The following is a 22,831-nucleotide window of genomic DNA, read 5'->3' on the forward strand; positions in this document are numbered from 1 at the left end:
CCTTCCCTCCGAAGAATCTTATCTCTTTTTTAGGCAGGTCTCCTGACTTAAGCATCATCCTACACTTTAACCTTCCCATGATAATACATAGTGGTATATAAAAGTTTCGTCAGCAATTACAGTAGCGGGGGCTGTAGAGGTTTTTCACCTCTTTCCCTTTTAATTTTTACTATTGTAAATCAAAACCTAAAAAAGCTTGTTATCTTTTTCTATAATTATAGCAAAAAAAATCTACAATAACAACATACTTAAATAACAATATTATAAAAATAGTGTTATTTACATTAACCCTGGAACAAGCATAGGAATATAAAGCAATAGTAGTAAAACCACTACTAATCCTATAAGATAAGGTATGATTGCCTTTGTTATTTCTTCTAGTGAAAGATTTGTTATTGATGAAGCTACATAAAGATTAATTGCTACTGGTGGAGTTATCATGCCTATTGCTAATCCAACAACCATAACTAATCCAAAGTGTACTAAACTTATATCTAGCTGATTTATTAATGGCAAAAATACAGGTGTTAATATTATAAGGGCTGATGCTGTCTCCATAAATACTCCAGTTATTAATATTATCATAGTTATTAGTAGCATTATAATATATCTATTGGTAGACAATGATAATACGCCATTAGCTATAATAGTAGGAATATTCCAATTAGCCAATATCCAACTCAATATAGATGAAGTAGCTATTATAAACATTATCACAGCCATAGTCATAGCTGATTTACAAATAATTCCATATAAATCCTTCAATTTCATATCTTTATATATAAATAAAGATACTATTAACGCGTAGTTCACTGCAATAACCGCTGCCTCCGATGGGGTGAAGAATCCTGAAAAAATACCTCCTAAAATTATCACAGGTGTCATAATTCCCCATATAGCATCTTTGAAAGTTCTAAATATATTTCTCGGTGAAAACTTAGCTCCTTTAGGATAATTTCTTTTATATGCTTGCACTATAGCAATTCCTATTAGCATTATTCCCATCATAACTCCAGGTATAAACCCATTTAAAAACAATTTAGCTACTGATTGATCGGATATTACTGCATATAATATCATAGGCACAGAAGGTGGTATCACTACTCCAATAGTTCCACTAGCTGCTATTAAAGCCGCTGAAGAAGCCTCATCATAACCCTTTTTCTTTAATTCGGGAACTAATGTTGTACCTACTGCAGCAGTAGTAGCAGCTCCTGAACCTGATATAGCAGCAAAAAACATACCTGCTAATACTGCCACTATAGAAAGTCCACCTTTTAAAAAACCAAATATTGCATCTGAAAATTCTACTAATTTTTCAGAAACTTTACCTTTTGCCAATAAATCACCTGCCAATATAAAAAAAGGTACAGCAATTAATGGAAAGCTATCAGTTCCAGCAAACATCCTCTGAGTAATTATTACCAAAGGCATACCTTGGTCTATCAATACTACCATAGAAGATAATGCTATAGCAATTGCAACTGGGATACCCAATAAAATTAATACAAAAAAAGATAAAAATAATATAATAGCCATTATCTAGCCACCTCCTCTAACCCAAATACTTCTTCTAATATAGCAGTAATACCATGTATGATCATTATTATAAATCCTATTGGTATAACTAAATATACCCATCTCATAGAAACTCTTAAAGCTGCTGAGACTTGATGCGCTTGCATGTTCATGTATCTAAATCCGAATAATACTGACACTATAAAAAATATAATAGAAAACAATATACTACATACAACAATAATTTTTCTGATGTTTTTAGGAAAACTATTAACTAAAAAGGTAACAGATATATGCATACCTCTCTTGTATGCCAATGTAGTTCCTAAAAATGTAGCCCATACAAGGAGATACCTGGCCAATTCTTCAGTCCATGTCAATGCATCAAAAAATACCCTGAAAATTATTTGAAGAGATATGGATATTATCATACCTATTATAATTAAAAATACTATCTTATTTACCAATCTATCCATCCCATTGCTTAATCTTTTAAAAAACAATAATAAATCCATAAACACACTCTCCTCACTTTTAATTAGAGCCCTGATCATCCAAGTCAGGGCTCTCCATTTATTGATTTAATTCTGATTGAATTCTTTCTATATATTGTCCATATTTTTCTCCATACTGTTGATAGACTGGCTTAACAGCCTCTTTAAATGCATCGATATCAGGATGAACTACCTTCATACCTTTTTCCTTTAATTCTTTTATCTGAGTTTCTTCATTTTCCTTATTAATTTTTCTTTCATATTCGGCAGCTTCTTGTGCTGATTCAGAAATAATATCTTGAACTTCCTTTGGTAGTTCCTCAAATTTATTTAAACTCATTATTATAGTCGCAGGTGCATAGGTATGTCTAGTCATCGATAGATATTGTTGAGTTTCATATAGTTTAAATGAATAAATTACATTTACAGGATTTTCTTGTCCATCTATAGTACCTTGTTGTAAAGCAGTTAAAGCCTCAGTCCATGCCATTGGTACTGCATTTGTCCCTAGATTTTTAAAAGTATCTATATATACTGGATTTTCCATAACTCTTATCTTTAATCCTTCCATATCCGATGGTGTGTTTACAGGATTTTTTGAATTAGTCAAATTTCTAAATCCTCTTTCTGCATATGCTAAACCCTTTAAATTAACCTCCTCTAATTTATCAAGTAACTCTTTTCCCACTGGTCCATCTAAGATTTTATATGCTTCTTCAGGGCTTCCAAATAAAAATGGCAATTCAAATACAGCTATATCTTCAACAAAGTTGGCTACTGGGCCATTGGTTATAACTCCCATATCTACAGTTCCCATTTGCATTCCCTCTAATAATGTTCTCTCGTCTCCCAATGTAGCATTTGGATATATCTCTATATTAACCTTACCTTCAGTTTTTGTTTCAACAAGCTCTTTAAATTTGCTAGCAGCTATATGAAATCCATCTTTTTCATTAACCACATGGGCTAGCTTAAGTGTTATAGGTTCTGTAATCTCACCTGTTGAATTATCTTCACTTGCATCTTTACTAGCTTTATCACTGCCACATCCTGATACTAATGTCAATACTATTACCATACTCAATATTAATGCTAATATTTTTTTCATGCTAAATTCCCCCCTTATTATCTTAAAACTGCACCTGTACTAGCCGATGTAACTAATTTACTATATCTATATAAATAACTGCCCTCCTCTGCTTTAGGTTTAGGCTGAGTCCAATTCTTTAATCTATCTTTTATCTCTTGGTCTGAAAGTTCTACCTTCAGTACTCTATTAGGTATATCTATCTCTATAATATCTCCTTCTTGTATTATGGCTATAATACCACCTTCACTGGCTTCAGGAGAAACGTGGCCTATACAAGGACCTCTAGTACCTCCTGAAAATCTTCCATCAGTAATCAATGCCACTGATTTTTCTAATCCCATACCTGCAATGGCAGCGGTAGGACTTAACATTTCTCTCATTCCTGGTCCACCCTTTGGTCCTTCATATCTTATTACTACCACATCTCCTGACCTAATATCTTTTCTCATTATGGCTTCATATGCCTCTTCTTCTGATTCAAACACCCTAGCTGGTCCCCTATGAGTCATCATTTCAGATTCCACTGCGGACTGTTTAATTACTGCACCATCTGGCGCTAAGTTTCCTTTGAGTATGGCTATTCCTCCTTCTTCTTTATAGGCATTATCTAATCCCCTTATAACTCTTTCATCTAATATATTGTCATTTGCAAAATTCTGTTGGATTGTCTTTCCAGTTACAGTAATTTCATCAGTAGATATTAATCCAGCCTTGCTTAGCTCATTTAATACAGCAGAAACACCCCCAGCATTATCAAGATCTTGCATACTATGCACACCAGCTGGGCTAATTTTAGTTATATTAGGTACATCTCTACTTATAACATCAAAATCTTCCAATGTTAAGTCTACTCTTGCTTCCTTAGCTATAGCTAATAAATGTAAGCAGGTATTTGTAGATCCACCTATGGCCATGTCCAATGTTATAGCGTTTTTAAATGCTCCTAACGTCATTATATCTCTAGGTTTAATATTATCTTTAACTAATTCTACAGCCCTCATACCTGCCTTTTTAGCTAATTGTTTTCTCCTTCCAAATGGAGCTGGTATAGTGCCATTTCCTGGCAATGCAATCCCCAATGCTTCAGCCAAAGAATTCATAGTATTTGCAGTAAATAATCCGGCGCAACTCCCACATGTTGGACAAGAGTGAGCTTCAATTTCATTAAGTTCATCAATGGAAATATCTCCATTGGCATAACCCCCTACTGCTTCAAATGACCCCCTTATTAAATCAACAGTCTTTCCCCTATGTTGACCAGTCAGCATTGGACCTCCACTTATATATATAGATGGTATATTCAATCTAGCAGCTCCCATAAGCATACCTGGTACTATCTTGTCACAATTGCCCACCAATACTAATCCATCAAATTTATGACCCATGGCCATAGCTTCTATAGAATCTGCTATAAGTTCCCTTGTAGAAAGGGGATACTTCATTCCACTGTGATTCATAGCTATACCATCACAAATACCTATAACAGGGAATTCTACAGGAGTCCCTCCTCCAGCAGAAATACCCAGTTTAACCGCTTGAGCAATTTCATTTAAATGAAAATGTCCTGGTATTATTTCATTGTGAGCATTCACTACTCCTATCAAAGGTTTATTTAAATCTTCTGGCAAATAGCCCATTGCATACATCAATGATCTATGGGGTGCACGGGCTACCCCCTTAGTAATTTCACTACTTCTCATTGTCAAACCTCCCACTCTAATTTATTCAAATTTTAAACACTTATATTTTTTACCACATATATTAGGTTATAGTTTAACAATAATATGGAAGGCTAACAATTAAATCTATTACTGAATTTTCTTAAAAATTTGCTCCTTATCTTTTTGATTTTTTTGTCATATATTATGATTTTTTTGTTTTCTTTCCATTATCTTTTTTCTATATCTACTGGGCATACAATTTTTATATTTTTTAAACATAACACTAAAATAGCTAAAATCTTCAAATCCTACCTTTTCTGATATTTCCTTTAATGTAAGCTGATAATTTTCCATATATTCAACCGCCTTATTAATTCTTGTTATATTTAGATATTCTGATAAATTTATCCCCTCAATTTTTTTAAACAATTTCGAAAAGTAATAAGGACTAAACCCTACATAGTCAGATATGTCTTTTAAATAAATTTTTTTATCTATGTTTTTATCTATATATCTTTTACTTATATAGATTTGTCTTTCATTGGGAGTCATCTTGTATTCTTTTAATACATCTAGTATGTCTTTAACAAACTTTATTAAAATATTTTTAATAGAAACCATATTATCTTCTTTTAATATTTCTTTTTGCGACGAATCTTTTACTAAAATAGCTTTCTTCATAGTCATCTCATCAAAGAATAATGATCTTATTATTACGCCTAATATCTCAATTAAATAATTTTTAACTTGAACTATGTCTGTAATGGAAAGTAAATAATTGTCAAACATTTCTTCAACTGCATTTAATGCCCCTTCTTTATCTTCTACCTTAATATACTCCACAAATTTTGATTCAAAACTAATCATGTCCGTTGTTGACCTTGTTGATTGTTTCCTTTCATCTGATTTTTTTAAATTATTATTTATTGTCTCTAATAATGTATTAGGTGCTATAGGTTTTAATAAATAGTCATCCGCACCTAGCTTTATAGCCCTTTGGGCATATTTAAACTCATCATAGGCAGTGAGTATTATTATTTTGACCCAAGGCCAATCTTTTTTTATCTCTTCTGTTGCTTTAAGTCCATCCATTTCAGACATCTTTATATCCATAAATATTAAGTCAGGCTTAAATAGCCTGACTTTTTCGATTGCAGTTAAGCCATCATGGGCTTCATCAATATTTACTTTAATGTTTTCCCTTCTTAATACATATTTAAAATACTCTCTAGATATCTTTTCATCATCTACAATTAATAATCTATTCACTTAAAACACTCCTTTTCTTATTATAGGAATAGTGATAAATACATCCGTACCTACGCCATAAACACTACTTATATCAATCTTAAAATTGTCCTTATAATAATATTTCAGCCTTTTTTTTAAATTCATAAGTCCTAATCCAGTACTTGTATCTGATATGTTATTTTCACAATTTTTTATCTTTATTAATTTTTCATCTTTTATTCCCATTCCATTATCACTTACAGCTAAAAATATTTTTTCACATTTTTTCTTTATAGATATTTTTATTATCCCATTTCTATCTAAATTACTAAATCCATGAGCAATAGCATTTTCCACCAAAGGTTGTATTGTCATAAAAGGAATACTTTCATTCATTATAGTATTATCAATATCCAGTATAATCTTTATACCTTCATCAAATCTCTTGTTTTGAATCAATATATAATCTTTTATATAGTTTATTTCCTCTTCCACAGTTATCAAATCTTGGGACTTAGATAAACTTGTTCTTAATAAATTAGAAAGAGCAAAAGTAGTATCTGCTGCTTCTTCTGCCCCCTTCATATATGCCAATTGTCCTATTACACTAAGGGTGTTAAATAAAAAATGTGGACTTATCTGTGCTTGTATTAATTTCATTTTTGTATCTAACAATGCCTTTTCCATTTGATTTTGTATATTATTTTGATTCAATAATTCTAGAGTTTTTTTGTGCATTTCTTCATGTATAAAACTTTTAATTCCCAGCTCTACTATAGATTTATTTATAACCTTCAAAAAATCCATTATTGCATATATCCGTCCCATTGTGACCTTTTTAATGCTTAAATATGCATTCCTAATAGTATCGAAGTCTTTTTTATCTATATTTTTACCTATCTTATCTATAATTTCATGAGAATGCTCATTTAATATTACTGGACCACATAATATACTCCCAATATACTTGTCATTAAAATATATAGGAGATTCTATTTTTACAAGATCATAACAACAGGGTACTATAATTGCTTCCTTACCTTCTGCCTTGATATCATTGTTTATCAGTTTACACTGATTATTATATTTTTTTATAAAACTACAAAATTCCAGTGTATTACTAGGCTTAGTTAGCATTTTTCCATCTTCATCTCTTATAACAATACATAAATTCAGTGCATTTGCCAAACCATCTTGAGTATGCTGGAGCATATCTATATCTAATTTATCCATAACATTGTCTATAGCATAATCAGACAAGAGGTCTATATCCGGAATAAAATTGTCCATTTTAAGGTTGTTAGCATTATATACTATAATCATCTCTAAAGGAGTATTTCCTAGATTCCTAATGTCATGTTCAATATAAGGTGGCATATGATATACAGTGCCAGGTATTAGGGGATAATACTTTTCATTTACCCAATGTTCTCCTCTTCCTGATATAGTATATAAGATTTGTTCATCAGCAGTATGGAGGTGCTTTCCTTGACGCTTATTAGGTAAAAAAGTAACATGACCTACGGTCATTTTTCCAGTATTAAGGTTTTCTCTTTCATTTAACCATTTTACATTTCCCCAATCAAAATACTGTTTAACTGCCCTAAGACCATTAAAATATGAATTATTATTTTCCAAAACAATACCTCCATTTTCAAATATTATATTTTGACATTTAGATAATAATTGTCCATAGTTTTTACTGATTATTCTGCTATATCAATAGCATATGTATTTTTTATATTTCATATAAATAGAACATCATTAATTATAAGTATATAATAATTTAGATATTTCTTTAAATACTTCTTTTTACTCCTGCAAAAATTCTTCAGCAGAGTATAATGCTATTCCTTTTTTTATAATAGTTATAATTTTACCGCATCTCCAATATATTATTTGAGAAAAATATGAATTTTCCAAAAAAAATGTTAGAATATATTTATAAACATTCTATTAATGGAGGGATATTATGTCAAGTTCTTTCCACTCAGTAATATTAAAAGATGATTTATGTATTGGTTGTACAAATTGTATAAAGGGATGTCCTACTGAGGCAATAAGAGTTCGTAATGAAAAGGCTAAAATAATTGAGAGTAAATGCATAGACTGTGGTGAGTGTATTAGAAGATGCCCTGAACATGCAAAAGACAGCGTATCTGATTCTATAGATGAATTAGACTCCTTTAAATATAAAATAGCACTTCCAGCCCCTAGCCTATATTCTCAATTTGGCAAAAATACAGATATAGGAAAAATACTGTATTCTTTAAAACTAGTAGGATTTGACCACATATTTGAAGTCTCAAGAGCTGCAGATATTGTATCTGATTATACACAAAAAATAGTAGCTACATCTAGTATATCTCCCTTAATTTCTTCATCATGTCCAGTTGTCGTGAGACTAATACAAGTTAGATTCCCAAGCTTGATTAAACATATATTACCACTGGAATCCCCTATGGAAATAGCAGGAAATATAGCTCGAAAAGAAGCCTGTCAAAGGATGAATCTTAAACCTTCTGATATTGGTATATTTTTTATCAGCCCTTGCCCAGCTAAGGTAACCAGTGTAAAAAATCCCATTGGATCTAATCATTCTTCTGTAGATAGAGTTATTTCTTTTAAAGATATATATCCATATATCCTTAAAAACTTGAAATCTTGCAAAGATACACTTCCATTCTATCTATCGGGAAAAGCCATAGGATGGGCACGTTCTGGAGGTGAAACCTATTCTTTGGGTATCAATGATTATATATGTGTAGATGGTATAGAAAATGTAATAAATATTTTAGATGACATAGAAGACCATAGGTTAACAGGAGTAAGATTTGCAGAACTATTATCTTGCAGAAATGGGTGTGTTGGTGGAGTTTTATCATTAGAAAACTCTTTCATAGCTAGAAATTTGATAAGACAAATATCGGAAAGCTTCCAATATGCCAATAGTTCTCAACAATATAATCTTTCAAAAGAAGATATCTTTTTAACTAATCCTATTCTGCCAAGAAAAAGTAATATATTTGGTGATGACGTTTCCATTGCCATGGAAAAAATGTCAAAAGTTCTAGAAATAAAAGAACAGTTACCAGGACTTGACTGTGGTGCATGTGGTTCTCCATCATGTCAAGTTATGGCTGAAGACATAGTTTTAGGAGAAACCACATTGGATGACTGTATGGTATTATTTAAAAAGAAATTAGAAGATGAATATAGTATAAATAAAAACTCTGAAGCATAATGCTTCAGAGTTTTTATTTATACACTTGTAATGCATAATATATGTTTTATGTAATGTCTACTTATCTTGCTTGGTGGAATAGTATGTATTACCACCATTTTTTTTGGCTATATACATAGCTTCATCTGCTTTAAATATAATAGAATCCATATTTTCACCATCTAAAGGAAAATAGCTTATACCTATACTTAAAGATATATTTATTTTAAAATTACCTAATTCTAATGTCTTATCTTTAGAATTAATTATTTTAGAAGCTATAGATTCGCAATTGCATTGCCTTGAAGTCAATGGTAATAATATTAAGAATTCATCTCCCCCAAATCTACAGACTATATCGTTATTTCTAACATTATTTTTTAATATATCAGCTACCCTTATCAAGACATTATCTCCAGATTTATGTCCATAAGTATCATTTATATTCTTGAATTTATCAATATCTATAAACATAAGGGCTAATATCTTATTTTCTTGTTTAGCCTTTTGACATAAGTCTTCGCCAATCTTATAAAACATCATTCTATTTGCAACACCAGTTAAGCCATCATAATACGCAAGTTTATGTATAGTCCTTTCTTTTTCTTTAAGCTTTTCTGTAGTAACTTTCAATTTGTTTATGTATTTTTTCAGCTGTTCTATCCTGATATACTGATTTATAATATCTATGAACTCAATTAATATGAAATTTTCATTGTCTTTTTCTATTCTACTTATCTTTATATTAACCTTTTTATTGAATATTATATTTTTGTGCATAGCCGCCGAAAAAAACATTTTATATCCATTCTTTAAGACATTATTTATAGACTTTTTAAAATAATGTTTATTCATTCCTGATAAAACATCATATATATTCTTATTTATTACTTCTGTATAATATCTATTTGTAAGATATTCCATGGATTTATTCCATAACACTATTTCTAAATCTTTATTTAATATTGTTATGCCTTCACTAATATTATTAAGCACATCATAAAATGCCCTATTCAAATATATCATCCTCTATCGTATTTATTTTGTCTAAAATCTCGTTTATAGAAGTCAATGTAAGATTCATTATTATAGCACCTCTTATTTCCATGTCATCTATATTGAATGTTATATATAATAATAATGTATGAGTATAATTATTTATGTCAAAAGTTTTCTTAAAATCAACTTTGTCGAATATTTTCACTTCAGGTAAAGTATAGTTTATGTCTAACTCAAGATAATTTGCTAATTCTCCTATAAGAGAGTTCAATATTATATTTCCAATTTCCTTTATTACATCAAAATCTACATCGTTAAACATTATATCTTCATCGCAATTTTCTATATCATCCATATTCAAACATAAATTAATAAATGTTCTCATCTTGTCTGCTGGAAATATAAGATTGGCTTTTCCATTTAGTTTTTCCTTAAAACATATGGAAGATACCATCAATGTACCATCTAAAGTTTGATTTACATAATTATTGAATTCATCACTTTCTTTTATAACATCTAGTATCTTTACAATTGGTACATCTAACAATATTTTTTTATTTATAATATCTGACAGTACACTGGCTGACTTTCCCACACTTATATTAAACAATTCCTTCAATATGTCTTCTGTATAGATATCACTCATTATTTTTATCATCCTTTATAACTTTTATTATTTCCTTTGCCTTCTCTTCATTAAAAGGCTTATTTATGAAACTTATAATATTATACTCTTCCATTTCAATTTTCACAGACTTCTGTACATCCGCAGACAGTATAATTATCTTTGCTTCTGAATCATATTCTTTTATTGCCTTAGTAAGTTCTTTACCATTCATTCTAGGCATAAGCAGATCCACAAAAACATAATCTGGATCTATTAATCTAAACTTTTTAAACCCCTCTTCTCCGTCAGCTGCAAAATATAATTCCACATCTTTTATCTCTTTTTTTAATAAAGTCCCTGTTATCTTTTGAGAAAAAATAGAATCATCAACTATCAAAATTTTCATAAAATATCCTCCTATAATAAGATTCCCAGTTCACACTATATTTGTAATTATAACAAAAATTCTTTACATGTGATTGTTTTTATTAATACTTTTTTTATATACAGTATTTTTCATTTCATACATATCCTTATCTGCCTGTCCTATGGCATCCAATAATTCAATACTATTTCTCACCTCTTTTAAACCATAAGATACAGATATTTGAAAGTCAAATTTATCTACACCATTTAACTTTTCATTAATCCTATCCATTATTCTCCTAGCAACTAATTCATCACAGTTATATAATACTAATAGAAATTCATCTCCTCCATATCTAACAGCTATATCATTTTCTCTTATGGACCCTTTTAAAATTTTACTAATTTCTTTTAGTACATCATCTCCTATTACATGTCCGTATGTGTCATTTATATTTTTAAAACCATTTACATCTATCATTACTATGGTAAATAAGTTATTATCACAAATACCTTCTTCTTTATACATTCTTTCTATCCATTGATTAAAATATGTTCTAGAATATAAATCTGTGAGCCCATCTTTAGTTGCCTGTTTTTTATATTTTTCCTTACTCATTTTCAGGTTTGTAATTAGTTCTCCAGTAGCCTTCATAGCTATCAAATTTGTTATAAATATAAGGATTATTAATGCAATTATAAATCCTAATAAAGTAATTCTAGAGACATTTTGTATTGGTAAATACAATTTATTGTTTTCTATCTTTACAAGAAGTCTTTTATTTGTAAATGTTAAATCTTTAATATATCCTGTATACTCCTCTCCCTCTAAGATATCTATTCCATCAATCACATATATTTTTTCTCCAAAATTTACCATCTCTTTTAAATGCATAGAATCATGTATACTAAATTCAATATCTCCACTATTTATATCTTTAAATACATATGCCATATCATAGAATACCACATCATATCCTAGTAATCTATTATTATCTTTTATTGGAGAATATACAATAGTAGATATTTTATCCCCAATAATTTTTATATCTAAAAGTCTTTTTTGCATATCAGAAACATTACTTAATATATTTGTATCTACTATTCCATATTGAGTAACAATTTTTCCATCAACAACTCTACATGCACCTATTGAATTTTCTAATACATCATATCCCTCTTTATACAATTGAGCAGTATATTTAACTAAATCTTCAAACTCCACATCTCTATTTTTATATTTAATAATTTCTTTTTTTATCATACTTCTACTAGATAATCCTTGGGCTCCTTCTATGCATCTATTTAAAAACTGTTGTATATTCATTTCATTGGCCTTTGCTGTAAGTACAAAATTTTTCAATGTAGCCTTTTTCAATTCATTCTTCATTGGAATATATATGCCTATGTATGTTATAGAAGCAATTAATATCAAAAATGCAATAATATATATTTTTATATTTCTTATATATTTATACATCTAATCACATCTTTCTTTCATAGATTCTTTCCGCATTTATTAAACTCTCTATTTCTTCAGCTGGTACCGCCCTACTAAATAAATAACCTTGTCCTATATCACACCCATATTCCTTCAATATATTTAATTGTTCTTCAGTTTCTATTCCTTCTGCTACAACTTTTATATTTAATCCATGGGCCATATCTATTATTGACTTCACTATTATTTTATCCTCTTCATTATTCTCAAAATCCTTTATAAATTCTCTATCCATCTTCACTGTATCCATATTTATTTTTCTAAGATATGTTAATGAAGAATAGCCTGTACCAAAATCATCCAATGCTATATCTATACCTATGGTTTTAATTTTATTTAATAAATCAACTGCTAGATCCATATCTGATAGAATTGCCGTTTCTGTTATCTCCAATTCAAATTTTATGTCATCTATATTTTTGCAAGTAAATATATCCTCTATATCCTTTATCAATCCTACCCTATTTAGCTGTTTACCTGATAGATTAATAGCTATCTTCAAATCATTATATCCTTTTTGTATCCACCTTTTCTTTTGTTTACAAACAGTTTTAAATACCCAAATACCTATATCATATATAAGTCCAGATTCCTCTGCTACAGGTATAAAATCCATAGGAGGCACAAAACCTTTCGTTGGATGTTTCCAACGAATCAAAGCCTCAACCCCTGTAATTTTCCCCATTTTGAGGTCTATCTGTGGTTGATAATATAAAACAAATTCATTATTATCTATACCATATCTAATTTGTTTTACCATATCTATATAATTTAAAGTTTTCTCCTGTATTTTTTTAGAATAAAAGCTGAAATTGTCTTTACCATTTTCTTTTACTGAAAACATTGCTGTGTCTGCATTCTTTAAAAGAGTTATGCTATCCTTTCCATGTTCAGGATACAATGCTATGCCTATACTGTAAGATACAAAAAATTCTTGATTTTCTAGTCTCCAGTACCTTCTTAACACATTAATAAGCTTATCTAGCCTATTTATTACTTCTTTTCTATCTCTAATCTCTCTAAATACTATTATAAACTCATCCCCACTGGTTCTAGATATCAAATCTGGATATCTTACATTTTTACTCAATACATTAGAAACATAGATTAAAAATTTATCTCCTATTATATGTCCCAATACATCATTTATATGCTTAAAATCATCTATATCTACATAAACAAGTGCAAATGATTTTTCTTTCTTATCATTAATCAGTCTATCTATTTCTTTTTTTATCATTATTCTATTTGGTAATTTAGTCAAGTCATCATAATATGCTAATTTTTCTAAATTTTTTTCTAATTTTTTTATTTCTGTTATATTGACCCCTACAGAAATAATCTCACTCACTTTTCCGTCTTTCTGTTCCAAAACACTGCTATTCCATAATACATTTAAAATTTCATCTTTTTTCGATAAAATTCTACTTTCATGGTTCTTTAATATATTACCCTTTCTTATAGTATCAAAAACTTTTTTCATATAATATTTATCTTTTTTAGGTATGAATTTATCTATCCAAATTTTCCCTACTACTTCATCCTCTGTATATCCTGTTATCCTCTCTGTATAAGGATTTATCCTCTTAATTCTTCCATCGTTATCCCATATAACTACAATTACAGATACATCATTTATAACATTATTTGATAATAATTGCTCTTTTTGAAGTCTTTCTTTTAACTTCAATTGTTCAGTTATATCTGTATGGGAACCCGCTAATTTTAACGGGTTCCCAGCATTGTCCCATATACCTTTTCCTCTACTTAAAATCCATTTATACTCTCCATTTTTACATTTTAATCTATAGCTATTTTCGTACGTACATCCCATTCCACTTTTTAAATAATCATTTATTTTATTTAATGCTCCCTTTTTATCCTTAGGATGAATTAATTTTTCCAATGTCTGAAATTTGTGCTCTAAATCCCCCTGCTGATATCCCAATATGCATCTACCCTTAGGAGAAAAATAGTAATTATCATTTATAATATTCCATTCCCAGATACCATCATCGGATCCTTCAGTTATAAGATCATATCTTTGTTTACTTACCAAAAGAGCATCTCTATGCTTTTTGACCTCAGCAAATTGTCTTTTCAACTTTTCTTCCAAATAAGACAATTTATAATTATTTGTGATTAGATCTTCATATCCTTTATATATTTTATCTATCTGTTTTTTAAACAATGAAATTCTATTATATATCAACGGATAAAGTATAATCAGGCTCGCAAATACATAAATCCATAATTTATATCCGTGAATTTGTTCATAAACAGATTTATTAAATGTTAAACTATTCAAAATCGTATCTAATAAAAATAACAACAACATATACATGATAGCATATATAATTATAAATTTAATCCCTTCTCTTTTAGGGTTTATATAATCCCTCTCTTTTATTGTTTTATATAAATTATTTTTATCAGATCTATTTAATCCCTTTTTCAATTATAATACCTCTTTCTCAATGCAAATATGATAAGACATTTTGTTTTATATTATATTTTATCATATTTAATATGTATTTTTTGAATATGACTAATATTTTGTATATTAAATAAAAAAATAATGAGATTTAAAATCCCATTATTTTTTATCACCCTTTGTTATATTTATAGAGGAACTAGCACCTATTCTAGATGCTCCAGCATCTAGCATTTTCTTAGCCTTATCATAATCTCTTATTCCTCCCGATGCCTTTACTCCCATGCTATCACCTACTATTTTACGCATAAGAGCTACATCTTCAACTGTTGCACCTGCTGTACTAAAACCAGTAGATGTCTTCACATATTGAGCATTTGCCTTTTTAGCCAATTCACATGCCTTTATCTTCTCTTCTTCATTTAATAGACATGTTTCTATTATTACCTTTACCAATCCCTTTTCTTTCGCAATATCTACTACAGACTTTATATCATTAAGTACAACTTCATATGCTCTATCTTTTAATGCCCCTATATTTATAACCATGTCCAATTCTGTAGCTCCATCCTCAATAGCCTTCATAGCTTCAAAGGCCTTTACCTCTTTTAAGGTACTTCCTAATGGAAAACCTATAACACAAGCCACATTTACATCAGTACCTTTTAACAATTCCTTTGCATATTTCACATAATATGGATTTACACATACCGATGAAAACAAGTATTCCTTAGCTTCATCACATACTTTTCTGACCATTTCTTTTGTAGTTTCTGGTTTAAGGATTGTATGGTCTATATAAGAAGCAATATTATTCATCAAAAAACCTCCACTATTTGATTAATTGAACAAGATCACAATTTTTTACTGCAGCTGCATTACCTTCATCCATATCTACATGCATTTCCAATGCATATTTAGGGCTTACCCTAACTAATACATTATCAAATATAAGTCCTCTAAATCCTCCAACCTGTACTTTTACTCTATCTTTATCTGAAACTCCAAATTCTTTTGCATCTTCTGTATGCATATGGATATGTCTTGCTGCTGCTATTACTCCCTCTTCTATCTCAGCTTCTCCTTTTGGTCCTATTATTTTTGCTCCTGGACTTCCATCTAAATCTCCTGAATCTCTTACTGGAGGTACTACCCCTAAAGCAAATCCATCGGCTAAAGAAATCTCTATTTGAGTTTTTGATCTTTCTGGTCCCAATACTCTAACCCTCTTCAATGTACCCTTTGGACCAACTACATCAACAGTTTCCTCACAAGCAAATTGTCCAGGTTGAGACAAATCCTTTTTCTTTGTCAATTCATGTCCCTTTCCAAAAAGAACTTCTATATGTTCTTTACTTAAATGTATGTGTTTGTTTGATAATGCTATTGGTAATTCTTTTTTCATTGTACGGCCTCCTCGATTATTTTAGTATTTATATAATTTAAACTCTACCTTTGTCCATTAAAATTATAATTGTTTTTATTATAAAAATCAAATAAGAATATTTTTTTTATATAGAATAATGGTATTTAATCCAATATTTGATATAATTATGTTGTATATTGTTTTATTATTGAAATTAAAGGAGGTTTAAATATTGTCTAAAATATTAAATAGTTTTATAGCCGTTGCTCCCTATATTAATGACCTCACATTTAACGACATAGGTATTACTATAACTGATAGAGAAAAATATCTTCTTTTTGTAGCTGGTGGTAATATTCCTCAATTAGTAGAAACAGGACAAATGGTTCCTGAAGGTACTGTTGTTAAAGAGTGTATAAATACTGGTCAAAAGATTATAAAAAAAGTTTCAAAAGAGCTTTTTGGTTTTCCATATATAGCTTGTGGTATTCCTATAATAGAGGATAATGAAATAGTAGGATCTGTTTCCTTTGTAATATCTATTGATCAACAAGAAAAATTACAAGACTTAGCACAAGAACTTTCAGCTACATTTGAACATTTAACTAAATCGTCTCAATCTATAGATAACGATGCAGCACAGCTTTCAGATATCAGTAAAAATTTATCTAACACATCAAAAAAATCAGTTGAACAAATTAACGAAACTGATAATATACTTAAAATGATTGAAAATATATCAAATAAAACCAATTTACTGGGCTTAAATGCCTCTATCGAAGCCGCTAGAGCAGGTAAAGAAGGCCTTGGGTTTTCAGTGGTTGCCGAGGAAATAAGAAAACTATCCATAGACAGTTCTGAATCGGTACAACAAATCGAAAAAATTTTAAAAGACATTAAATCTAATTCTTCTCAACAAGAAAAAACCATAAAAAATATAACTGAAATTATCAAATCCCAATCTGATGCAATGAATAATATAAATAGTAGTCTACAAGAATTGTATTCTTCAATCAACATCTTGGTAGAAGAAGCTGAAAACCTTACAAAATAACAACTAAAAGCCATAGATTAAATTATTCAATCTATGGCTTTTAACATTTCCTTTGTCATATCTTTTAAATAACTTAATTGTTCTTGCCTTTTGCCTACCCAGATTTTATCTGTATTAGACAATAAAAAATTATACTTATAATCTGTATTTATAGCTTTAAAAAACAAATCCATTACCATTGTACTACCTAAAAACTGGTCTTTTCTATAAGGTGCCCCGCCCACAGATATAAACATTCCAATTCTACTTTTACTTCTATCAATAGACGATTCTTTTAATATATATTTACTACTCCAAAATACTTGGCACCTGTCAATCATAATTTTAGTCAAACTACTAACAGAGTTGAAGTACAAAGGAGATGCTACTATTATTACATCACTATTATTAAAATCATCATATAAAGAAATCATATCATCCTCTATTATACAGCTTCCTTTAGTTTCACAATAACCACAAGCAGTACATGGAGATATCTTTAAATCTTTAAGGTTTACCTTTTTTATATTTATGTGATTGGATTCCATGATGGATAATACATAATCCAATAAATAATCTGTATTTTTCATAGTTCTAGGGCTGCCCATTATAGCTAACACTTTTTTCATATCTTAAAGTCACCCTTTCTAATCCTTTATATACTTAAAAAACTTAGAAATAGTATAAATAATAGTAGAATGAAGTGGTATGACAATCAATCCAGCTAATATTCTACCAGGTAAAAATATCATATATCCTTTATTAAACATCATTGCTAACCAGAATGTATTAAGCCCTAAAGAAACTATTATATATGTCAATGATTGTATAAAAATTATTTTATCTAAAGGATAACCTTCTTTTGAGTAATCTAACTTATTTCTTTTACTTATAAAAAAAGGTAATATTACCATAGTCAAAACTAATAAAATTACTAGAAAAAAAAGCTTATTAGACACTATATTATCGTAAAATAATATGATGCTATTATTAAACTTAAGGATACCATTTGATAATAATATACCAAATACCATAATAATAAATGTAGATATAGTTAATCCATTTATTATAGTAAATTTAAATCTCCTAAATAGCCTATTTTCAAACATTTTAACTAATACACCTGGTATTATGCCCGTCAATGCCGCACTCAATGTGAACCCTGGAAAAAAGGCACCCTGCGGATTAATAATAACCCCTAATAAATCTGCAACTATACCTGTAAGCCCTCCTGCTATAGGTCCAAAGAGAATCCCTGATATCATTATTGGAATTGATCCAAATCCTATTCTTAATGCTGGTAATCCTACCAATGGAACTATTACTGAAAAAAATCTAGTCAATATTATACTTATTCCAGTTAATAAACTAGATCCTACCAAATATTTGGTAGATAATACTTGTTTTTTATTACTTTCACTTATCATATTAAAAACCCCTTTCATTTTAGTATGACAGCTCTGCTACCACACTAAAGAAAGAAGCTTCTTTAATGTGTCAGCGGATGCGATAAGGCATCGCGAAAAACAAAGTTTTTCTTCGTTTAAGGGCAACATCCCATCCCTTAACACTTCACGCACCTTATCTACTCTGTCGTTAAATCCAAATACTATTCTACAATATATCCTATACTTTGTAAAATACTACTCTATTATATCCCTGTAACACTTATAATTAGATATTGCCTCTGCTCCCTTTATTGCTTCTATTATAGCCCTCTCCATCACATGTGCTGATAACATCCCTACTACATTTATATCTGCTTTAACCTTTCCTGTAGCAACTGTAAATATTGTATCTCCATCAAACATAGTATGGGCTGGTCTCATTGTTCTTCCATATCCATTGTGGGCCATAGATGCAATTTTATTAGCTTGAGCTTTGTCAAATATACCATTTGTAGCTATTATCCCTATAGTGGTATTGCCATTAAATACATTTTTATTGTTATCATAATTCTTGACAAGTATTTCTTCTGTACTAAGTATACAATTCTTCTCTTTATTTAAAACTCCAGCTATAACCTCACCTGTATTGGGGTCTATTACATCTCCTAAACAATTTACAGCTACCATAGCTCCCACTTGTAAATCTCCTATCTGTAATGCATATGTACCTAAGCCACCCTTCATAGACCTTTCAGTTCCTAATATTTTTCCAACCGTAGCTCCTTTCCCAGCTCCCACATTTCCACTTAATTTCATTACATTATTGCTATTTAAGCATGCATTATATCCCATTTCTGCATTAGGCCTCACTTTAGGATTACCAATATTCAAATCGAACAGTACCGCTCCACATACTATGGGAACTCTAGTCACCTTTACATCAAAACCTATATTTCTTTCCTCTAAATATTTCATTATTCCTGTTCCCACATCTAATCCAAAAGCACTTCCTCCACTTAGAAATATGGCATGGACTTTATCTACTAAATTTGTTGAATCTAATAAGGCTATTTCCCTAGTGCCTGGTGCCCCTCCTCTAACATCAACTCCTCCAGTAGCTCCGTCATGACATAATACAACTGAGCAGCCTGTAATACCCTCTTCACTTTCAGCATGTCCTACAGCTATACCTTCTATATTATTAAACAAAATCTTGTCCACATTTTTCCCTCCCTCTAATATTAAAAGTTATTAAAGATATCAAATTCTTCCTTTTTCTTTATTATACTATATATGTATTTAATAACTCCACCTATGGCTAAAAAAAGCAAAAACAAAGACATGTAAATATAGTAATTCTTAAATACTGTAATATCCTTGAGCAAATAAAGTATAAAAGAAATAATTACATATTTTAAAATTTTATCTTTAGAACATATGTATTTAGAATGATACTTTATATTGTCTTTCTTTTCTTCTAACTCCTCAAATATCATTTCTTCTAATTCTTTTTTAGAAGGGTATTGCTTAGTATCCTTTATAATTAACATCATTTTATCTATATCTATTAAATTTATCCTAATCTCTTTATTGATTTTTTTAATAAACTCCTTACAGCTTATATCAAAGGAAGATATAGTTAAAATTATAGCTTTTTTAATACCTTTTTTTTTAATATTATAATAAATCTTTTTTATATCTCGTACATTTACTTTATATTCCTTATCACGCTGAAATATTTTTATACCAATAGACTCTCCTTTATACTGCGCAATAATATCTAATTTATTATCTTTTTCAATGTCTTCAATTTTAAATCCTTTAATAGTAAACATTTCTATTATAAAATTTGAAAAATCTTCTTCTGACTTATTTGAAAGATTTATTAATAATTTTTTTTTTGCTAAATCCTTATGCACCTTTGATGCCCTTTTTTTATCTATTTTCATTAATATAAAATAGACTATACTAATATACACAGAAAAAATAATAATAAAAATAATTAATCCAATAACAAATGTATCTATAAGAAAATATATAGATAATATCAGCATAGTAGCTATTAAAATATGCATAAACAATCTATCAAAAAATAGTGCAATAACATTTCTACTTTCTCCAGATTTCTCTATGTAATAATTTTTAATCTTTAATTTTTTAATACTATTCATCAATTTAAACTCCACCTAAATTCCCATATTAAAATTTATGCTTTTTCATAAGATAAATAGATATACTCAGCAAAATAAATAATTCACTTATATATAATATAGATATATTTTTAGCTATACTATAAAAAAAATTCAATGGATACATTTTTATTAAAATATCAGTATTTGGATTTAGCTGCCATAGATCATTGGTAAAAAGTATCTCATGAAAATATACAAAATATTTATAAAAATCAGTATTTATAAGTATGGAACATACTATCATGATTATCATAGGTAATATTGATGATATAAATAAGTACATATAAAATTTATTTTTTCTATATACTATAAAATAGAATAAAGAAATTAAGCTCAATAATAAGGTAGTATTTTTTATTGTAAACCCATTTCTATAAAGAATTTTTACATCTCTTAAATGTAATAATTCTCTTTCTTCAAATACCATCTTCTTTATACCATTTATATTCTTATATAATATAATATCCTCTCTTTCTCCTTTTAAATAATCTAATAATGCTTCAGTTACCTCTAATAAATCTTTATCTGATAAACCTGTTCTTTTAGATATATTATATTCTTCATACTTTTTTTCAAAAAAATCCATCTGAAATGAAGCTATTTCGATACTTAGCAATAATAGAAATATTGGTAATGATATCACTAATAGCAGACCAAAAAAATTTCTATTTGAAATTTTCAAATGATTTCCCCCTAGTATCTTTTTTATTCAAATAATTTTCTTTTTACTTTAATAAGAATAAAATAAATAATTATTATAACAATTACCAATACAAATAAGTATTTATTATATATTTCTATCTTTTTTAATATTATTGTCCAATTTTCGCCCAATAATTTTCCTAGTCCTATCAATATTATATGATGAAGAGCAGTTATAGATAATATAGATAAATATGCCTTTCTTTTTTTTACCTTAAATATTCCAGCGGAAATTACAGTTATAGAAAAAATACCAGGAATAAATTTACTAATGATTATTACAAAAGCACCCATTTTAGTGAAAAGTTTTCTTAATTTATCTACTTTCTTAGTATCAAAAAGATATTTTACAATTTTAGAATTCAGTATTTTATATTCTTCCTTTTTGCCTATTCTATACAATAATACTGATGAAAAAAAAGTAGCCATTATAGCATTTATATTTACTAATATATAGTTCATACCAGCTAATTCCGAAAGATATCCCTCTAAAATTAGTACCATATCTCCTGGATATGGTGGAAATAGTATCTGAAGAGATTGTGATATGAAAAAGAAAATATAAGACAATAATATATTAGATTGTACTATATCTTTTGCAAATTCGATTATTATTTTCTCCATTATACTTATGCTCCCATAAATTTATAATAATTATGTTTATATTTTATATACCCTTTCAACTATAAATTATTTTTATTAACCTATAATATATTATTATATGCATATATTATACAGAATTCAATCGTAAACACAATAAAAGAAGAGCCATACATGGCTCCTAAACTGTTAGTGAAATTATAACTTGGATGTGCATAGAATAAAGGAATATTTATAATAATTCTTTTACGCCATTGCTTTTTCTAATTTATCTAAATGTTGAATAGGATATAGCCTTAAGAGTTCTTTAAATTGTTCTACTGTAAGACCTTGTGTAGATGTATATATTCTTATTTTTTCATCTAAATTAGCTTTTTTAAAATTCTCCTTTATTTTTTGAAAATCCACATTATTATCCATATAAATC

At 28.8% G+C, this 22,831-nt stretch carries 22 protein-coding genes and 2 riboswitches; of the genes, 2 read left to right on the plus strand and 20 right to left on the minus strand.

Annotation, left to right across the window (positions count from 1 at the left end):
* Nucleotides 1–15: 15 nt before the first annotated feature.
* A riboswitch (cobalamin riboswitch) is annotated at nucleotides 16–205 on the minus strand.
* Nucleotides 206–279: 74 nt separating this feature from the next.
* From Q326_RS0102830 to Q326_RS0102855, 6 genes are all read right to left on the minus strand, one after another.
* Nucleotides 280–1,539 carry a TRAP transporter large permease gene (locus Q326_RS0102830; protein ID WP_026894016.1) on the minus strand — a complete coding sequence of 420 codons (1,260 nt, stop codon included), beginning with the start codon at nucleotides 1,537–1,539 and terminating at the stop codon, nucleotides 280–282.
* Nucleotides 1,539–2,033 (minus strand): TRAP transporter small permease, encoded by a 495-nt coding sequence (locus Q326_RS0102835; RefSeq protein WP_026894017.1) that lies wholly within the window; start codon nucleotides 2,031–2,033, stop codon nucleotides 1,539–1,541. The genes Q326_RS0102830 and Q326_RS0102835 overlap by 1 nt, the downstream gene beginning before the upstream one ends.
* 58 nt (nucleotides 2,034–2,091) lie before the next feature.
* The gene (locus Q326_RS0102840) at nucleotides 2,092–3,120 is read right to left on the minus strand and encodes a TRAP transporter substrate-binding protein (RefSeq protein WP_026894018.1); all 1,029 of its coding nucleotides are present in this window, start codon (nucleotides 3,118–3,120) and stop codon (nucleotides 2,092–2,094) included.
* 17 nt (nucleotides 3,121–3,137) lie between these two features.
* Nucleotides 3,138–4,802, minus strand: a complete 1,665-nt coding sequence (gene ilvD, locus Q326_RS0102845; protein WP_026894019.1) for a dihydroxy-acid dehydratase — start codon at nucleotides 4,800–4,802, stop codon at nucleotides 3,138–3,140.
* 156 nt (nucleotides 4,803–4,958) lie between these two features.
* Nucleotides 4,959–6,032 carry a response regulator gene (locus Q326_RS0102850; RefSeq protein WP_026894020.1) on the minus strand — a complete coding sequence of 358 codons (1,074 nt, stop codon included), beginning with the start codon at nucleotides 6,030–6,032 and terminating at the stop codon, nucleotides 4,959–4,961.
* Nucleotides 6,033–7,631: a PocR ligand-binding domain-containing protein gene (locus tag Q326_RS0102855; protein WP_026894021.1), complete on the minus strand. Its 1,599-nt coding sequence runs from the start codon at nucleotides 7,629–7,631 to the stop codon at nucleotides 6,033–6,035.
* 334 nt (nucleotides 7,632–7,965) lie between these two features.
* On the opposite strand from Q326_RS0102855, the gene Q326_RS0102860 reads away from it, so the two are divergent.
* Nucleotides 7,966–9,237 (plus strand): [Fe-Fe] hydrogenase large subunit C-terminal domain-containing protein, encoded by a 1,272-nt coding sequence (locus tag Q326_RS0102860; RefSeq protein WP_026894022.1) that lies wholly within the window; start codon nucleotides 7,966–7,968, stop codon nucleotides 9,235–9,237.
* A 57-nt stretch (nucleotides 9,238–9,294) separates the two neighbouring features.
* Here Q326_RS0102860 and Q326_RS0102865 read toward each other — a convergent pair whose 3' ends face one another.
* From Q326_RS0102865 to pduL, 7 genes are all read right to left on the minus strand, one after another.
* Entirely contained in the window at nucleotides 9,295–10,233 is a 939-nt protein-coding gene (locus Q326_RS0102865) for a sensor domain-containing diguanylate cyclase (RefSeq protein ID WP_026894023.1), read from the minus strand.
* Nucleotides 10,226–10,861 carry a chemotaxis protein CheC gene (locus Q326_RS0102870; RefSeq protein ID WP_026894024.1) on the minus strand — a complete coding sequence of 212 codons (636 nt, stop codon included), beginning with the start codon at nucleotides 10,859–10,861 and terminating at the stop codon, nucleotides 10,226–10,228. Before Q326_RS0102870 ends, Q326_RS0102865 begins: the two co-directional genes overlap by 8 nt.
* Nucleotides 10,854–11,228, minus strand: coding sequence for a response regulator transcription factor (locus tag Q326_RS0102875; protein WP_026894025.1), 375 nt, complete (start codon nucleotides 11,226–11,228; stop codon nucleotides 10,854–10,856). Before Q326_RS0102875 ends, Q326_RS0102870 begins: the two co-directional genes overlap by 8 nt.
* Nucleotides 11,229–11,291: 63 nt before the next feature.
* Nucleotides 11,292–12,668: a GGDEF domain-containing protein gene (locus tag Q326_RS17810; protein WP_051531039.1), complete on the minus strand. Its 1,377-nt coding sequence runs from the start codon at nucleotides 12,666–12,668 to the stop codon at nucleotides 11,292–11,294.
* Nucleotides 12,669–12,672: 4 nt separating this feature from the next.
* A complete protein-coding gene (locus Q326_RS0102885) occupies nucleotides 12,673–15,147 on the minus strand; it encodes a sensor domain-containing protein (RefSeq protein WP_026894026.1) in 2,475 nt (824 codons plus the stop codon).
* A 138-nt stretch (nucleotides 15,148–15,285) separates the two neighbouring features.
* A complete protein-coding gene (gene deoC, locus Q326_RS0102890; RefSeq protein ID WP_026894027.1) occupies nucleotides 15,286–15,942 on the minus strand; it encodes a deoxyribose-phosphate aldolase in 657 nt (218 codons plus the stop codon).
* 13 nt (nucleotides 15,943–15,955) lie between these two features.
* Nucleotides 15,956–16,528, minus strand: coding sequence for a phosphate propanoyltransferase (gene pduL, locus Q326_RS0102895; protein ID WP_026894028.1), 573 nt, complete (start codon nucleotides 16,526–16,528; stop codon nucleotides 15,956–15,958).
* Between the two features lie 193 nt (nucleotides 16,529–16,721).
* Between pduL and Q326_RS0102900 the strand changes: the two genes are divergently transcribed.
* On the plus strand, nucleotides 16,722–17,543 hold the full coding sequence (locus Q326_RS0102900) for a methyl-accepting chemotaxis protein (protein WP_051531040.1): 822 nt from the start codon (nucleotides 16,722–16,724) through the stop codon (nucleotides 17,541–17,543).
* Between the two features lie 26 nt (nucleotides 17,544–17,569).
* On the opposite strand, the gene Q326_RS0102905 is transcribed toward Q326_RS0102900, so the two are convergent.
* The 7 genes from Q326_RS0102905 to Q326_RS18640 form a co-directional block, all read right to left on the minus strand.
* Complete coding sequence (locus tag Q326_RS0102905; protein WP_026894030.1) at nucleotides 17,570–18,151, minus strand: flavodoxin family protein; 582 nt, start codon at nucleotides 18,149–18,151, stop codon at nucleotides 17,570–17,572.
* 18 nt (nucleotides 18,152–18,169) lie between these two features.
* Complete coding sequence (locus tag Q326_RS17815) at nucleotides 18,170–18,949, minus strand: folate family ECF transporter S component (protein WP_051531041.1); 780 nt, start codon at nucleotides 18,947–18,949, stop codon at nucleotides 18,170–18,172.
* A 69-nt stretch (nucleotides 18,950–19,018) separates the two neighbouring features.
* Nucleotides 19,019–19,117, minus strand: a riboswitch (THF riboswitch).
* 48 nt (nucleotides 19,118–19,165) lie between these two features.
* The gene (locus Q326_RS0102915; protein WP_026894031.1) at nucleotides 19,166–20,131 is read right to left on the minus strand and encodes a P1 family peptidase; all 966 of its coding nucleotides are present in this window, start codon (nucleotides 20,129–20,131) and stop codon (nucleotides 19,166–19,168) included.
* Nucleotides 20,132–20,151: 20 nt separating this feature from the next.
* On the minus strand, nucleotides 20,152–21,081 hold the full coding sequence (locus Q326_RS0102920; protein ID WP_156936229.1) for a restriction endonuclease: 930 nt from the start codon (nucleotides 21,079–21,081) through the stop codon (nucleotides 20,152–20,154).
* 28 nt (nucleotides 21,082–21,109) lie between these two features.
* The gene (locus tag Q326_RS0102925) at nucleotides 21,110–21,784 is read right to left on the minus strand and encodes a TIGR01906 family membrane protein (protein ID WP_026894033.1); all 675 of its coding nucleotides are present in this window, start codon (nucleotides 21,782–21,784) and stop codon (nucleotides 21,110–21,112) included.
* A gap of 23 nt (nucleotides 21,785–21,807) precedes the next feature.
* Nucleotides 21,808–22,428 (minus strand): DedA family protein, encoded by a 621-nt coding sequence (locus Q326_RS0102930; RefSeq protein WP_026894034.1) that lies wholly within the window; start codon nucleotides 22,426–22,428, stop codon nucleotides 21,808–21,810.
* A 222-nt stretch (nucleotides 22,429–22,650) separates the two neighbouring features.
* Nucleotides 22,651–22,824 (minus strand): hypothetical protein, encoded by a 174-nt coding sequence (locus Q326_RS18640; RefSeq protein WP_169733567.1) that lies wholly within the window; start codon nucleotides 22,822–22,824, stop codon nucleotides 22,651–22,653.
* Between the last annotated feature and the right edge of the window lie 7 nt (nucleotides 22,825–22,831).

The sequence above is a fragment of the Clostridiisalibacter paucivorans DSM 22131 genome, assembly GCF_000620125.1.
Taxonomy (GTDB): Bacteria; Bacillota; Clostridia; order Tissierellales; family Clostridiisalibacteraceae; genus Clostridiisalibacter; species Clostridiisalibacter paucivorans.